This window comes from Microbulbifer variabilis (assembly GCF_020524905.1).
GTDB classification, from domain to species: domain Bacteria; phylum Pseudomonadota; class Gammaproteobacteria; order Pseudomonadales; family Cellvibrionaceae; genus Microbulbifer; species Microbulbifer variabilis_A.
In genome coordinates this window covers 51,050-66,038 of the sequence record NZ_JAIVKI010000018.1, presented here as the reverse complement: position 1 = coordinate 66,038, position 14,989 = coordinate 51,050, and the positions used below count along the sequence as shown (strand labels likewise).

Genomic DNA, 14,989 nt, shown 5'->3' with positions numbered 1-14,989 from the left:
ATATCTATCTTTTTTATTTGTAAATTATATTGTGGGTATTTTTGTGGGTTTATTAATCGAAATAGTGGTGAGGGTTATTGCTTTTAGAGTTTACCGTGATCTTTTTATCTCATACTCGTATATATCAACTGGTTAGTCTGGTAACGCTTTCTTTGTTATGGTCAATCCGATTGTTCACTTATTGGTATTCGTTGATGTCAGGATTGATATCCTCAAAAATTATTTTTTGTTAGTATGATTATCTGATATTCTTGTGTTCTGATAATCAAATGGTGACTTGTGGTAGGGTAAAGTTATTATAAGTGTCTGTTTGACTCAAGATATAGCCTCGCCGGTTTTATTGAGGTTTTAATCTGCGATACCTAGGTTGGTGATTATGCTTAGATATTTTTTGGTAGCCCCCTTGCTGTTGATACTGGCCTCATGTGGCAGGCCTGAGGTACTTTCAGGCAAATCAGCAGAGGAAGCTACGCCTGGGTCTGAAAAGATAGTTGTGGAGTTCCAGGAGGGGGAAGAACATTTGTTAGGCCCTGATGACTCCAGCCAGATATCCAGTGATGAAATTTTGAACACGAAAGATGATACCGAAATTCCTGTCAAACAACACAATCAAAAAACTGATCTTGCTATTGAAGAAGGCCTTAAGCCGATAGATATCAGTGCCGCTTTCGAGGAGGGTGTCTCTTCGGGGGAGAAGTATGATTTTTCCAGAAAAAACACCCTTCCTAATCTTTTTGAGAAACAGCATAAGGATGAAAATGTCTCTTTTAGCGGTAAGCTAATAAATGATCCTGAAAATCCGGATTATCTTGAGTCTTTGGATGGAGCAGAGTTTTCAATAGAAATTAAAACACGATAAGACCAAAGATGATGGCAATTTCCTGATTCTTCTTTAGTCGTTGCTGTGTCAACACTTATTGGTTTTTTGGTGTTTGTTTGCTTTTTCAGACCTTGAGCATCCTTTGGAAAATGAGTCTTCTTTAAAGGAAAGGCTAGATGCAATTCCTAATGTCTTGTGTTACTTTATTTTTTATAGTTTGCTCTTCTTCTTGCTAGGCTGATTTTTAGTTGCTGGAGTGGGCTTCAATTTTTAATACAGGGAAAGTATTCAGTATGTCAGGAAGTTATCCAAACAGAATTAAGCGGTTACCTTTGTATGATGGTCGGTTTGATGCCTATAAACTTGAGGCAAAGGGTAGTGATGTACTCTTTGCTTCTTATCCCGCAGGCACGACTATTCCAGCCCATGTCCATGAAACGGATAATTATGGGGTGATTACAAAAGGAGAACTGATACTGAGCATGAATGGTGTTGTTCAACGATTTGGTGTTGGTAATTGGTACCATGTGCCCGCCTATACCGAACATGCCGCCTCTTTTGAACAGGATACTGATGAAATCGAGTTTTGGTTTAATTTAGGTGAGAAAGGATAAGTTACTTCAGCATATTTTTGTTATCGTGCAGAGCTACATTTGTTAGCTTAGTGAAGTGACTAAAAAGATTGGATAACCCGGATGCGGTCATTCATGGCTCTAACGGAGATCGGGATTTCTGGTGCGAAGACTTCCCATGCATGAATCACGCCAGGGCGCAGGTGAAACTCTGTACTCACCCCATTATTGGTGAGTAGCCGTGCATATTGGATATCTTCATTACGGAAGATATCCAGCTCGCCAACCTCGATATATGCTGGAGGCAATCCCTCAGCGTTTTTCAAATGTGCCGGGGCAGCTACAGGGCTAACGCTGTTTGTGCCCGCGGCATCCCCGAGATAGGCACGCCAAGCGGTGAGGTTGTCATCATTGGTCCAGAGTACTAAAGGGGCCAGACTTGAATCCTCGATAATGTTCCGATCATCAAGCATTGGGTAGATAAGGATTTGCCTTGCCAAAGAGGGACCTTTCCGCTCTCTTGTTAGGATAGTTAGTGCGGCAGATAACCCCCCGCCAGCACTATCACCCATAACAGCTAGTCGACAGGGGTCTACTTTTAGCTGCTTGGCATTCTTATGTAACCAGCTCAATGCGGAGTAGCAATCCTCAATAGGAGTAGGGAAGGGGTGCTCCGGCGCTTTACGATAATCTACTGAGAGAAATGGAACCCCACTCTTAGAGACATAGTTTGCGACTGTTCGGTCGTATATCCCAACATCGTTAAAGATCAGGCCACCACCATGCAGGTAGAGTACTGCTGAGCCCGGTGTCGAACCCTCCTTAGAATACCAGCGTAACAGCATACTGGCCCCATCCGCTGCCTTTACCAGAAAATCTTCAATTAAAACATCACTTGGCATAGGGTGCGTGCGAAGCACTTCTCTAAGAATCCTCTCTCCGATCTCACGCCTTGTTGCCACATCACCAACGGCGATTGGTTCTATTGGCTCCAGTAGCGCGCTAAATCTATCAAATGCCTGGGTAAATTCACTGTCAACTGAAAAGGCCATTGTGTATCCGTACTTTTGATCTGGTGCAGACTTCAACTTCTTAGGGAAGGAAAAATCCGGGCGCCTATAGCTTTGTTCATTTTTCTGTGAGTGTGTAGTAAATGGTGCCTGAATCCTCCTTGTGACGTGGTCAATCAGCCAGTTTATTCAGGAAAGAGAAGCAAAACTGAAACTTGATAGTCATATCGAAATGATATCGTTTATTGGTGGTTCTATTGTGCCAATTGCGAAGCTTTATGAAAAAGCAACTTTTAAGCTTGGCTCCGGGTATTTGTTTTACCTTTTATGCGAGTTTGGAAATATAAGAAATGGATAGCGTAGAGAAATTGAAACTATCCACGGGTATTCCCGCCCGGAAATGTGTATGTATTGTGAAATAGTTAAGTAGCGTTAAGAGTGCATCGATACCGCAGAGTTTTAGGGTAATTTTCTTCTTGGAACGTTAGTGCTTATTTTAATTTTTTTATTCATTGAATAAGTTCTAGGAATCGCTCTCAAGTTGGTGTGGCCACTATCAAGTAATCTCTCAGGAATAAATAATGCTAAAAATAATTAACTCCATTCCTCTTCTGATGCTGGGAATCTCAGTGTCGATGATGGCAGTTGGTGAAATAGATAGCGGTGATGCAAAGGTACAGCGACTGGATTTACAGGGACAAATCGACACCCGGGCGCCTTTATCTAAAACGCTTTGGGCCGGTGCGCACAACGCCTATGCTTCTTACCAGTGGGACCAGGGAGTCTATACCGATGTTAACCAATGGTATGCCCCGGAAAAACTATTCCATCGCGGCATCCGCCTGGTGGAGTACGATACCTACCCTTCATCCACTTTTAGTTCTACCCCCCATCTATGTCACATGGGGCTTGAAGAGGCCACCATGTGTATTTATATGGCTGGTACGGCAGCAACTCTTGGGGATGGCTTTGATGAAATCACCGATTTTCTTGAAGATAATCAGGATGAGGTGCTGTTCATAAAATTTGAAGCCTACGACTCCGACTATCATCAAAATTTCAGAAACAAAATTGGTGAGAAGATAGAAAGCCGTTTAGGGGACTATGTTTTCAAACCAACGGATTGGGGTTATTCCGAAGGCGATTGCGCCTCATTACCGGTGCAAACGTTAACAAAGCAAGATGTACTGGATGCAGGGCGGAATATTATTCTCTTTACTCAGGTCCCCAGAGAGTACCCACATACCGGAGACGATAATCTTTGCGACTATCACGATGAGTCTCATACCAGCAAGTATTTAAGAAATGTCTGGATTGGTGTGGATGAGATGGATGCTTCTGGCAATCTGACTTCCAATGAACCTTTGGCTCAAAACTCCAGCCAATTGACCGCTGATTCTGATGGCAATAGCAGTGCGACTACCCACTACAAGAATGGGAATTTCAGTGTCGCTCTGGATGCGACCACAGAATACAACAAAAACGATATTAAAATTTACGGTGATACCGTTCAAGAAAAAGCGCAAGCAGGTTATCAGTTGATTGAGTTGGCTTTGGTTGAAGCCAATGCAACAACAATCGGTGCTTCCAAGGCTCCACAAATTGAAGATTATTTGTGGTCTTGGAGAGATGATTCACCGGGTACCGAACACAACTGTAGTTGGTTGTCTAATGATGGCGAGATTCGAGATTACAATTGCTCGACAGAACGTGTATTTGCCTGTGTGGATGATGATCGCAACTGGCATATCAGTGAGTCCACTGGTGCCTGGTCTGATGGCTACAGTGTTTGTGCTGCTGAAGGTTATCACTATGGAATGCCCTACAATGCCCTTGAGAATTCTGAACTGTATGCTGTAAGGAATGCTCAGGGGATAACTACCTCGGTTTGGGTGAATTACTATAAAGTATTTGATGGATTCTGGCTTGCGAGCCAGGAAGCTTACTCTGATTTTGGCTATCTGAAAAAAGATGAGATTGGTGGAGCTGGTGGGGATTCATTTGATTCTATCGACCTTGTTAAGCGTAAGCTACTCGGAAGTGGCACAATGAACCTTAAGTCAGTGCAGATTCGTTCTGGAAGCCGTATTGATGGGTTAAAGGCCTGTTATGAATTCCGGCAAGCTGTCAGCCATGCAAATGCGAGTGAACATGAACTTTGCATTGAGTATGGCGATGGAGATGGGGGTTCAATGGGCTCTGTTCTGAATTTTGACTCCGCCAGTGGGGAATACCTCGATGATGTCAAAATTTGCTGGGACGATGAAAAATACAGTTCCGGCAGTGTTTATTATTTAAAACTGACTTCCAGCACAGGTGAGACAGTTTCAGGTGGCTCTCAACAGGGTTCCTGTACGACCTACTCTTCTACCTCAACCCAGCAGATATTTGCCTTCCATGGTCGCCATGGGGATGAAATTAATGCTTTAGGGGTGCATAAACTTTCCAACTCATTAGTTAATGCCGGATATTATGCGACCGACTGGCTCAACAATGATGATCCATCCTCGGGAGGCATAGACTATGAAAGTTTTAATGAGCAGAAATCGGCTGGTAACATTTCCAGTAATTGTGAAGTTGGGGATGTAGTAGGCATCGTTGGACGTTTAGCGGATTCCAAGTTGGACTATAGGCTAACTGGTGAAGATCTACTTGTCGGAGATATTGTTACTAATTATCGTTTCTTCTGCGCAACTGAGGCGTGTAGTGATTACGAGGTGAAATACTTCTTCTCTACATCATCTTGTTTGCCTTAGACCTCGGAATTTTGAGCGGACAGGAGGACCCTATCCGCTCAAAATACAGTGTTATCTAGTGATTAAGAAGCATTTGGTTGCATCGATTTTCCACTTCTTCTCTTATCCCACTTGATTAGTCCAATCAGCAATCCTGAGATAATCAATAAGGCTGAACCTATTTTAATTGGTCCCAGAGGCTCTTGATAAAATAGCCAACTCGCAAAAAGTCCAAAAACTGGCACCAGCAAGGTGAGGGGAGCAATAGTAGATAGCGGGTAAGTGACGACCAAGCGATTCCAGATCCAATAGCCAAGTAATGTGGTAGGCCAAGCCTGGAATAGAATTGAAAAGATAGTTCGCTTATCTATTTCAATTAGGCTGTAAAAAATCTCTTTACCTTCCAAAGCCAGCGCAAGAGCGATTAAAGGAAAAGGAGCGAATAGTAAGCTCCAAACGATAAAGGCAAAAACCTGCTTAGTGTTCGCAGCCTTCATTATCAATCCACTAACCCCCCAGCAGGTTGCTGCCATTATCACTAGGCTCACACCGAAAAAGCTGACACTACCGTCTTCAATAAGCAAGGCTAGCCACAGGCCTAAGAGCGCCAGGCCGGCCCCTAACAACTTTTGAGTGCTTATGGTTTCTTTAAGAATCAGCCAACCGATCAATACACTGATTGCTGCATTGAGCTGAAGAAGCAATGAAGCCATCCCTGGAGAAAGTCCTGCTGTAACTGAATAAGTGGTTAGTCCCCAGATACCCGTACCGAATACCAGGCTATAGCTAAGGATATATCGCCAGGCTACGGGAGGTCTGGGTATAAAGAAAATGGCCGGTATTGCCGCAAGAGCAAAACGAAGGGCGGTGAGAAGCATTGGATTGAGATTGGTGGTGCCCATCTTGATAGCAATAAAGTTTATTCCCCAAATTACCGTTACAAAAATCCCCAATGCCAGGTCTTTATAGCGCATAACTTCAGTCCCATTGATATCGGGATAGTTTCTGTGCATTCTGAGATTAGGTACAGATACAGATTTGAACCAAAAAAAGTATACAGTTTGTTGGTTTGCTTCCCCTTAAGGGCCTGTGCTCAGGGCGAGCTGAGGATGTCGGAGGGGAGTAGTCATGCGGTATAAGAGTCTGGCTGATCGTTTAATAGACGATGTGCGCCTGGGGAGAGTGCAGGCGGGGCAAAAGCTTCCCTCATTACGGCAGCTTGCCCAGCAGAATGAGGTCAGCATGACTACCGCACTAAACTGTTATCGTTATCTTGAGGAGATAGGATGGGTACAAGCCCGGCCTCAGTCTGGTTTTTATGTGAGACAGCCTCTAACCGTGGGGACACTTCCCGAGTTGCCCACTTTTGCTAGTCAGGCAACAGTGCCGAGTACAGGTGGGCCCTCCTATTCTGTGCTGCCTGGACCACTAGGAATAACTCAGTTAGCTGCGGAATTACAGCCTGTTTATGGTTTGGAGCGAAGTTTACGCCGTGCCACTCGAAGTCAGGGGGAGAGGGTATGCCTTTATCCTGATGTGCAAGGAGAATTACCGCTACGTCGTTCGCTAAGTGAGCACTTTGGGAACTCAGGATTCCACTTTCAAGCCTCAGAGCTTGTGATCACCAATGGTTGTCTCGATGCAGTACGCACAGCGCTGGAGGTAACTACTAGACCCGGAGATGCGGTGGCCATTAGTTCCCCTTGCTACAGCGGGCTCCTTCAACTCCTGGCAAGAATGCGGAGGAATGTTATGGAGATTCCTTCTACCGCTGAGGGATTGAATTTGCATCAGTTGGAGTTACAGATGCAAAAAAGGAGTATTAGTGCAGGGCTTTTTACCTGTAGCCATATGAACCCAACCGGCATCAGTCTTAATGTTGCACAGAAACAGCAGTTAGCTGAGTTGGCGAATAAATACCACATCCCAATTATTGAGGACGATATTTACCATGAGCTTGATCACCGAGGTACCCCTCCACTGCCAGCATGCCATTGGGATAAAGGGGGTTATTTACTATGGTGTGGCTCTATATCAAAAACGCTAAGTGCTGGTTATCGGCTGGGGTGGTGTTTGCCTGGTCGTTATCTAAGTGACTACAGGCATCAGCGTCAATGGGAAAGTTTAGGGGTAAATTCACCTCTCCAATTGGGTTTGGCCGATTTTGTTGCTAGTGGCCAATATGCTAAGCATCTGTCAGCATTGAGTCCCAGATTGATAGAGCAAGTAGCTCAGTATCGTAATTTTTTGACTGAACGACTCCCTTCTGGGGCCCGTATCAGTGCTCCTGATGGTGGACTGGTTTTATGGCTACAGATTCCTAGGTTAAATGAACAGTTTTTTGCGTGTCTTGCCCAAGAGCAAGGTTTGGATATAAGGACAGGGTCATGCTTTAGTACCCTAAATTATTATAAAGATTACTTAAGGGTTAACTGTGGCTTTCCTGTGAAAGATAAGATAGGGGAGTATTCTCAAGCAGGAAAACAGCTGGGGCGGCTGGTTGGGCTGATCAATCAGAGTGTTTGAGGCAAAAGTATAGCTTTTGAGTAAATTTTTTAATTCAGCCTGTTATGTTGTTTAGATTTAAATTTCTATTTAGGCCTCCTGTAGTCTAATAGCGCGCACTCACTTGCAGATGGTTTGGCGCCTGAAATTACTCCATCGGTGATGTTTGCCATGATTAGCGCTGTCACGATATGACAAAAATATTTCAATTGCCCGCCTCCCTTTGCTAGAATCCGCGCCGATTTTGAGAGAGTTAATTCATGGAGGACTACGAATGAAAACTATTGCAAAATTAACTGCGACAATTTTGGCTGTTGCTGGCACCATTCCTGCTCAGGCAGATACAACATTTGATTTACCAAATTTTAGTCAGTGCTCAGAGGTTGCGACTCAAAGCAATACTAACGACCGCGAGGTGTATCGCATTTTTTCAGATTTTTACTATGAAATCGAAGATAAACGCGAGTATGCCATTACTGCAGTGAAGGACTGGGCAAAAAATTATGCATCTAGCTGTATCACTTCCACCACCCAAATTACACTGGATAACGTGCAATGTGATGAATTTGTCGGCGGTGCTCCAATTTGCCGTATTGAAAGTGATGAAGGCGATTATGTCGTTGTAAAGGATTACGTTGATTCCACAAACATAGTCCTTTCCAAGCATGATCAGCAACGCTGGCCTGGGGTACATTCTTCCAATGACATGGATATGCTGTGGGTAGCCAACCCTGCGCAATGTTACTCCGATCTACTGGGCTCTGGCTGGGATTCCCAGGCTTATTACCAGGATGCGTATAGCTATCGTTACTTTGGTGATTACCGGTTTGTTTTAGCTAGAATTACTCGTGACCTTGTACAAAACCTGGCGGGACAGTCTGAGCAGTGTGCCTATGAAACGACAGGTATTGAAGCTTACAAAATGGAGTGTGCAGAGACTTCAGGCGGCACCAAGGTGTGTGCTTCCAGGTACACAAATGCTGGCTACTTTGTCTTTATTAGCGACGATAATCACGGTATGCACGTTGTATTTAATCGCTGGGATTAATAAATCTCATTGACTATGAAAGCTCCCGTAAGTGGGGGCTTTCAGCGTATACATCGCCTTTCTCACTCTCCTCTGATCGATAATCCTGCATAACAACGCTGCTTATTCTCACCTATAAACTTTTAAATAGATTTTTTCAACTATCGGTAAATCAAGACTTTTGTGACTCACTGTGGGTGCCCTTTAAAAATTATGATTGGTATTTTTGTTTTTAGTGTTTTGGTAAAAACTATTTCTCTCTCTTCCCGCATTGGGTGTCTTAGTCAATATTCGATACGCCTTGCTATTGCACCTGCTGACTGATAGGCTGCAAATGTGATCACATTTTTATGTGGGTAGCTTTGTGCACTCTCCGGGGGGCGACTTATTTTCAGGATTGACAAGATCAGGGAGCAGATTGATGCAGGGTGAAATTTTACCCGCCACGCCTAAGCAGGCGGCAGTTGTAGCGCACTTGATTGCCAAGTTGCTAACTGTTCTGGTGGGGCATAAGCGCAAAATTAACGCTGAACAATTAGCCGAGGCGAGCAGTAAATTGCTAGCCGGTAATAGTGGTTTTAATGCCTTCCTTTATTATGTTGAGGGTAACCCTGTAGCTGTTATTACGGTATCCAGGTCTGCGGCTATCTATGCCGGAGGTTTTTACGGTGTGATTGAAGAGTTTTACGTAGAGCCTGAATACCGTAGCCAATCGATCGGCAAAAGATTACTTGACCGGGTGATTCAATTTTCAGGGGAGCAGGGTTGGTCTCGCTTGGAAGTGAGCACACCAGAGAAGGAAAAGTGGAAAAGAACAGAAGATTTTTATCGTCGAGAAGGTTTTTCAGGTAACTCTAATGGTGAGAGACTCAAGTTAGAGATTTAGAGCTCTCTAGGTTTATAAATCTAAGAGGAGCGATAGATATTGAAATGGATTCGCCTTTCTACTCGTGTAGTTTTATTTCCTGAGCCTAAGTGCAATCTAGTAGATGTTTTACCGGTATTTTTTTGTTTGACTATTTGGTCCCGGTAGGAGTGTCCCCTATCGGGAATACTGGTTAACAGTGTCATAAACTCGTTCTTGATTTTTGCAGTTTAATATAATTAACTGCTCTCCAGTTTTCGGTAGTTACACCTTTGATCTTTTTAACTTGCTGGGATGATTAACCTTTCATATCGGCCTCCAAAGGTGCAGAAAATTTATATATGGATGAAGTGAGTTAACTATATAAATCTATATCTATAAGCAAAAGGTCAGGTAAAGCAGTCGGCCGTTTTTATTACAAGGAAAATAATGAAACGTCGCGATCTTCTTAAAGCCGCTGGTGCCCTCTCTGCGTTGCCTATTGCTGGTATGACATCTTCTACAGCTCAGGCAAGTAATCGCTTAGAGAATTTTCCGAAATCTATTATGCACGGTAGTCTGCAGGACTCAGCCGGTTTTCTTAAGGTAGTTCAGGGTAACCTGCCAGATGATGTCACCGGTCACCTGCTGATGGCCGAAGGTATCCCTCTCGCCCCTAATCATTTGACCCCTAACGGAAAAGGCGCGCTCACCCGGTTGGATTTTAGTGGTAGGGCTAGTAATGGTAGTGTTGCTTTTACACGAAAAATGATCAGAACCGCCTCTGCAATTATGCAGGAGCAGGATTTGAATGGTTTCGACAAGTTTAATCTGCTGGGGGGAACGATCTATTCCAGTGCAAACCTGGGTTTCATGAATTATTGCAACACGGCCCCCAATTATATGGGGGATAACCGCTTTGCTATGAGCTACGAGGGTGGAATGCCCTATGAATTTGATGCGACCACACTGGAAATGATAACGCCTATTGGTGAAGTGGATGAGTGGGAATCCAGCCTGCCGCCACTGCTCGATAACCTAACGCCAAAGAAGTGGCTATTCCCGCAAATTCGTACCACAGGCCACCCCTTCTTTGATCTGGATTCGGGTGAGTGTATCACCATAAATTATGGTGGCAGCATGGGTGACTCCGGGCGCTCGGGCTTTATTCGCCTGATCTCCTGGGATCAGCAGGGGACTTTTAAAAGCTGGAATATTCGCGATCGTCAGGGAAACAACGCCTACATTGCCGCCAGCTCTCACTCCCTGGGAGTTACGCGCAATCATGTCATTATTTTTGAGACAGCGGCCAGGGTGGAGTCTACCCGCATTCTCGGTACTCATATCGTATTGCCGCAGGAGCACAGCACCCGCTGCTGGGTGTTACGCAAATCTGATATGGTGCCTGGGCGCGAAGATATTATTGCCGATTATCTGGAGTTGGGCTTCGATACTTCGGATATTGTTTGTAATTATGATGATAGCGCTGGTGAAATCACCCTCTATGGCCAGTATATGGGGGCCATGGATAAGTCTGAGCAGTTATTCCGATATGAGATATTCCAGGAGGGCGGGCTGGTACCGAAATGGCTGTCCGGCTATCCAGCAGCACCGGTGGATGTCGGTGGCTTGGTGCGGGCACGGATACAGGTAACCTCCGACTTCGCGCGGGAGATTAAGGAAGACTATCAGGTTATTCGAGATGAAAATCTGTTGTGGGACATGAATGACCCAGCTTATCGTGGCCACTTCCAGTTTCCTGATACCTTTGAGCATCTTTATTGGGCCGCAGTGGGTTACCGTCCCGATTTGGTTTCAATGCGCGTATCCTGGGCATACCGCAATTACCCTGAACGTTTATATAGCTATTGGGATATGCCCGAGCAAAGCAGGCCATCTGCTTTGGTGCATATGGATTGCTCCCGTATGCAAATTGCCGATGCTTATCAGTTCCCCGATGATTGTGTGATGCGCACTCCGCAGTTTATGGCACGACCAGGGTCCACCGCTCAGGATGATGGTTACCTGATAGCCGCCGTTGTCCGAAAATATCCGAGTGGTGCTCAATCCAACGGCAAAGAATTTTGGATATTCGATGCCGCTGCACTCAGTAGGGGGCCACTCTGTATCCTCGCCAGTGACTCCCTGGAATTCGCCACTACCAACCATGCCCTATGGGTGCCTTCTATAAGTCGCCGCCCCGCCACGGCTTATCGCTCTGGATATGGGGACTTCCTGCGCGGTAAGGCGCCGGATCACAGTCGCAATGTTCAGGACATTATCAACCGGGAGCTGCTACCAAGGTTTGGTTAATTTTTCTAATTAGTTGGAATACAACGACTCTGTAATACAACAACAAGGAAACAAAGGCATGTACCATCAACTACTCTCCAGGCGATGTCATTTGTTGCGCCGGGCCACCAGTTTTTTATGTGCGGCAGGTTTGTTTTTTGCTGCAGGGGCTTCGGCGGAGCAGTTACCACCCCCCATAGATGTACCAGAGGTTATAAAAAACTACCAGGAGACTCAGGAGTGTTTTCCTGGGGTTATTCACGATCCTTCAACGATTGCTGAGGTGCAGGCAATTGTGCGCGATGCAGCCGCCCAAGGCCGCAAGGTGATGACTGGCACACGGCGTTTTAACAGCCAGATAGACGCTGCCTGTGCCGGCAATGGAGAGGTGCAAATCACTCTGGAAAATATGGATCAGGTGATTAGCCTGGACAAAGAAAACCGCTTGGTAACTGTACAGGCCGGCATGCGCTTTAATAATTTGGCGGCCTACTTGCGTGAGCATGAGCTCAGTGTGCCTATGGTCACCGAGCTGGCAATCTTCTCGATTGGTGGGATGCTCGGTAGCGGCACACACGGTTCTACCTTTACCCAGAAGAGCAATATGATCTCGGACTATGTCACCGAGATAAAGCTCGTTGATGGTAAGGGGGATCTACGTGTTATTAATGGTGAACTACTCAATGCTGCACGGGTTAATTTGGGCGTGTTGGGGGTTGTGGTTGAAGTCACCATCGAAGCAGAACCGGGCTATAAGGTGCGGGCCAAAGTGAAGGGGCACCGGGATGATAGCGACCTGGAAAATGTTGTCTTGGATCTTGCCCGAGATAACCATTCCGCAAATATTGCCTGGTTCCCTGGATTGGGCCGCTATACGGTAACCACCTATAACAAGGTGCCCTTGAGTACCAAGGGCAATGCTTACAATGCTCAGGCGGATGTTTCCGATTTTTCTGAGTACCTATTTCGCCTTATCTTCGACAGCCTGCATGAGGCCGACAGCGCAGCCTTACAGTGCTTTGCCGCGTCTCTGCGCTATACGGCCCGCTCCAGCTCCTACTTCCGCGATGTTAATACGGGCTTTAAGAAGTTGATTAAGCCCACAGGCCATGCGGACCTGATGCAGCATTTTGTTTGTAAGGAGCCGAATAATTGTGTCTGGGACAAGCTGCCGATTGCCTTACAGGAAGTGGCCATTCCGTTTGAGGAGCTGCCCAACTGGATTGCCGATGTGCGCCAGATTATCGCCCACAGTGAGCGCACTTGCTTCCCCTTGAACGGTATTTATTTCCGCTTTGGCAAGGCCTCCGATAGCTACCTGGGAATGAGTGCTGGGCGCGATACCGCTTTCGTAGGAATTGAGTACACCCTTCGCCAGCGTGGTGAGGCGGTGCCGAAAAACTACTTTGTGAATCTGGAAATTGAACAGATGTCCCTGCGCAAGTATGGTGCCAGGCCGCACTGGGGTAAGAACTCGGTGGCTATTTTTGAGGATATGCCTTCACGCTTCCCGAAATGGTCTCAATTCCTCGACGCCAAGGCAGAGCTGGACCCAGAGAATGTCTTTACCAATCCGTTCTGGGAGCGCGTCAGTGGCCAAGATCCACTTGAGAATTACCTGACGCCACATTGTAATGCCGATGGTCAGTGCTATTGCAGAACCGATGAGCACTGTGAGCAGGGAGCGACTTGTCAGGCCGGTAGTTGGTATTCTGAGGCGCGGATTTGTAAGGCGGATTAAGACTATCTTTGTTGAGGGGGTTGGCTGTTAAAGCCAGCCCCCGACCCTTTTAATTTTCAGAGGGGTTTTTGTATAGCTGAATAAAAATCAAGAAGCTTACCGCAGCTAAATTAATTCCAATTCCCAAGGGCTGGTCACTGTATAAAGAAAGTGTGTAATCGGCTCCCAAGCTAAGGCGGTATTTGTAATTTAGAGTTGAATATATAATTGCAAAGGATGCACCTATGCCGCTGGCAATTTTAAAGCTGATGATAGGAGAGGTAATCCAGGGGATTTGCAGGAAAAAAGCCCTGGTAAGATTCTTAATGCTTGATCTGGATCGTGAAAATTGTAAGCCTGCATACACTGTGTATATAAATACTACTATTAGCAGGCCATTACTAATTACGGTTTCCTTGGTCAATTGATCTGAAGTTGCAATATCTATTGCAACCATAATACTTCCAATCGAACCACCGCCAATTGAGGCAAATAGTAAGACTCGTCTGATTAATTTTTCCAACTATTTCCCTTGTAACAACTTCTTATGTGCAGGTTTTATTCTGTAGGTCAGCCTAAGTTGTGTTGTGATAGACATGGCGTTAATAAAGGTAGGGTTCGAATTTGAACAAGCGCCTGAGTGTAAAACAGGCGCTGATAAGTCTGGGAGTGATTCACCACAGTTTTTTGGAGAAGTGGGAACCAAAAATCCTTACTAAATTTATTTCTCCAACAACTGATCCAACGGCAACTCGGTACGGTAGCGCACCTGTTTTAAGGAAAAGCTGCTCTTAATATGGTCAATTCCCGGCAGCTCTGTCAGCTTTTTATCGAGAAACTCCTGGTAGGCCTGCAGGTTGGGGACCACAACCCGGAGCAGATAATCGAAGTCGCCGGTCATCAGGTAGCACTCCATAACCTCCGGCCATTGGCCGATAACGGATTCGAAATCCTGCAGCTCTTTTTTCACCTGGTGGTTGAGGGTGACCTGGATAAAGACGCTGACTGGAAGCCCTACTTTTTCCGGCTCCAAGAGGGTCACGGCGCGCTTGATAAAGCCCTGTTCATTGAGGTTCTTGACCCGGCGTGAGCATGGGGAGGGGGAGAGGCAGACTTTTTCTGCCAGCTCAATATTGGGGATAGTGGCATCTTCCTGGAGAATCTCCAGGATTTTTTTATCAATGGCATCCAGTAAATAGGCCATGGTCTTTTTCCGTATCTCTTCTCTCTGAACGAACACCGGATTATCCGGCCGCTTCACTGCCTAGCCGGCATGGCAAAACATCCCGGTTGAATCCTGTCTGGGCAATTATCCTGTTTTATTGCAGCGCCGTGAAACCGTTTATTCTTTGTTATCAATATTCATTCGCTCGCCAGCTCAGCGCTGGGTGACCAGCCACCATGCATTCGTTCATTCTGCCTTTCCATTTGTCGTCCAGCGAGCGAGGAAAAAGGTCATGTGGG

The 14,989-nt window shown here is 45.7% G+C and carries 13 protein-coding genes; 9 read left to right on the top strand and 4 right to left on the bottom strand.

Annotated features, from left to right (window positions below; all coding sequences use genetic code 11):
* Positions 1-376: 376 nt before the first annotated feature.
* Entirely contained in the window at positions 377-859 is a 483-nt protein-coding gene (locus tag LC073_RS17480) for a hypothetical protein (RefSeq protein WP_226648605.1), read from the top strand.
* A gap of 254 nt (positions 860-1,113) precedes the next feature.
* Entirely contained in the window at positions 1,114-1,434 is a 321-nt protein-coding gene (locus tag LC073_RS17475; protein WP_226648604.1) for a cupin domain-containing protein, read from the top strand.
* A gap of 59 nt (positions 1,435-1,493) precedes the next feature.
* On the opposite strand, the gene LC073_RS17470 is transcribed toward LC073_RS17475, so the two are convergent.
* Positions 1,494-2,444: an alpha/beta hydrolase gene (locus LC073_RS17470; RefSeq protein ID WP_226648603.1), complete on the bottom strand. Its 951-nt coding sequence runs from the start codon at positions 2,442-2,444 to the stop codon at positions 1,494-1,496.
* A gap of 121 nt (positions 2,445-2,565) precedes the next feature.
* On the opposite strand from LC073_RS17470, the gene LC073_RS17465 reads away from it, so the two are divergent.
* Positions 2,566-2,760 carry a hypothetical protein gene (locus LC073_RS17465; RefSeq protein ID WP_226648602.1) on the top strand — a complete coding sequence of 65 codons (195 nt, stop codon included), beginning with the start codon at positions 2,566-2,568 and terminating at the stop codon, positions 2,758-2,760.
* 223 nt (positions 2,761-2,983) lie between these two features.
* Positions 2,984-5,158 (top strand): jacalin-like lectin, encoded by a 2,175-nt coding sequence (locus tag LC073_RS17460; protein WP_226648601.1) that lies wholly within the window; start codon positions 2,984-2,986, stop codon positions 5,156-5,158.
* A 62-nt stretch (positions 5,159-5,220) separates the two neighbouring features.
* On the opposite strand, the gene LC073_RS17455 is transcribed toward LC073_RS17460, so the two are convergent.
* Complete coding sequence (locus tag LC073_RS17455; protein WP_226648600.1) at positions 5,221-6,111, bottom strand: EamA family transporter; 891 nt, start codon at positions 6,109-6,111, stop codon at positions 5,221-5,223.
* A 154-nt stretch (positions 6,112-6,265) separates the two neighbouring features.
* On the opposite strand from LC073_RS17455, the gene LC073_RS17450 reads away from it, so the two are divergent.
* From LC073_RS17450 to LC073_RS17430, 5 genes are all read left to right on the top strand, one after another.
* Positions 6,266-7,663 (top strand): PLP-dependent aminotransferase family protein, encoded by a 1,398-nt coding sequence (locus tag LC073_RS17450; protein ID WP_226648599.1) that lies wholly within the window; start codon positions 6,266-6,268, stop codon positions 7,661-7,663.
* A 253-nt stretch (positions 7,664-7,916) separates the two neighbouring features.
* Positions 7,917-8,690: a hypothetical protein gene (locus tag LC073_RS17445; RefSeq protein ID WP_226648598.1), complete on the top strand. Its 774-nt coding sequence runs from the start codon at positions 7,917-7,919 to the stop codon at positions 8,688-8,690.
* A 400-nt stretch (positions 8,691-9,090) separates the two neighbouring features.
* A complete protein-coding gene (locus LC073_RS17440) occupies positions 9,091-9,555 on the top strand; it encodes a GNAT family N-acetyltransferase (protein ID WP_226648597.1) in 465 nt (154 codons plus the stop codon).
* Positions 9,556-9,963: 408 nt separating this feature from the next.
* The gene (locus tag LC073_RS17435; RefSeq protein ID WP_226648596.1) at positions 9,964-11,826 is read left to right on the top strand and encodes a carotenoid oxygenase family protein; all 1,863 of its coding nucleotides are present in this window, start codon (positions 9,964-9,966) and stop codon (positions 11,824-11,826) included.
* A gap of 58 nt (positions 11,827-11,884) precedes the next feature.
* Positions 11,885-13,546: a D-arabinono-1,4-lactone oxidase gene (locus tag LC073_RS17430; protein ID WP_226648595.1), complete on the top strand. Its 1,662-nt coding sequence runs from the start codon at positions 11,885-11,887 to the stop codon at positions 13,544-13,546.
* Between the two features lie 49 nt (positions 13,547-13,595).
* Here the strand turns inward: LC073_RS17430 and LC073_RS17425 are convergent, their stop codons facing one another.
* Together LC073_RS17425 and LC073_RS17420 are read right to left on the bottom strand one after the other, a co-directional pair.
* On the bottom strand, positions 13,596-14,048 hold the full coding sequence (locus tag LC073_RS17425) for a hypothetical protein (protein ID WP_226648594.1): 453 nt from the start codon (positions 14,046-14,048) through the stop codon (positions 13,596-13,598).
* A 198-nt stretch (positions 14,049-14,246) separates the two neighbouring features.
* Positions 14,247-14,729: an Lrp/AsnC family transcriptional regulator gene (locus LC073_RS17420; RefSeq protein WP_152456185.1), complete on the bottom strand. Its 483-nt coding sequence runs from the start codon at positions 14,727-14,729 to the stop codon at positions 14,247-14,249.
* Positions 14,730-14,989 lie beyond the last annotated feature (260 nt).

What these genes read in the sequence shown, in the direction of transcription:
- LC073_RS17420 (WP_152456185.1), bottom strand. Translation starts at nt 14,729, where the DNA reads ATGGCCTATTTACTGGATGCCATTGATAAAAAAATCCTGGAGATTCTC.
- LC073_RS17445 (WP_226648598.1), top strand. Translation starts at nt 7,917, where the DNA reads ATGAAAACTATTGCAAAATTAACTGCGACAATTTTGGCTGTTGCTGGC.
- LC073_RS17435 (WP_226648596.1), top strand. Translation starts at nt 9,964, where the DNA reads ATGAAACGTCGCGATCTTCTTAAAGCCGCTGGTGCCCTCTCTGCGTTG.
- LC073_RS17450 (WP_226648599.1), top strand. Translation starts at nt 6,266, where the DNA reads ATGCGGTATAAGAGTCTGGCTGATCGTTTAATAGACGATGTGCGCCTG.
- LC073_RS17455 (WP_226648600.1), bottom strand. Translation starts at nt 6,111, where the DNA reads ATGCGCTATAAAGACCTGGCATTGGGGATTTTTGTAACGGTAATTTGG.
- LC073_RS17480 (WP_226648605.1), top strand. Translation starts at nt 377, where the DNA reads ATGCTTAGATATTTTTTGGTAGCCCCCTTGCTGTTGATACTGGCCTCA.
- LC073_RS17470 (WP_226648603.1), bottom strand. Translation starts at nt 2,444, where the DNA reads ATGGCCTTTTCAGTTGACAGTGAATTTACCCAGGCATTTGATAGATTT.
- LC073_RS17430 (WP_226648595.1), top strand. Translation starts at nt 11,885, where the DNA reads ATGTACCATCAACTACTCTCCAGGCGATGTCATTTGTTGCGCCGGGCC.
- LC073_RS17460 (WP_226648601.1), top strand. Translation starts at nt 2,984, where the DNA reads ATGCTAAAAATAATTAACTCCATTCCTCTTCTGATGCTGGGAATCTCA.
- LC073_RS17440 (WP_226648597.1), top strand. Translation starts at nt 9,091, where the DNA reads ATGCAGGGTGAAATTTTACCCGCCACGCCTAAGCAGGCGGCAGTTGTA.
- LC073_RS17475 (WP_226648604.1), top strand. Translation starts at nt 1,114, where the DNA reads ATGTCAGGAAGTTATCCAAACAGAATTAAGCGGTTACCTTTGTATGAT.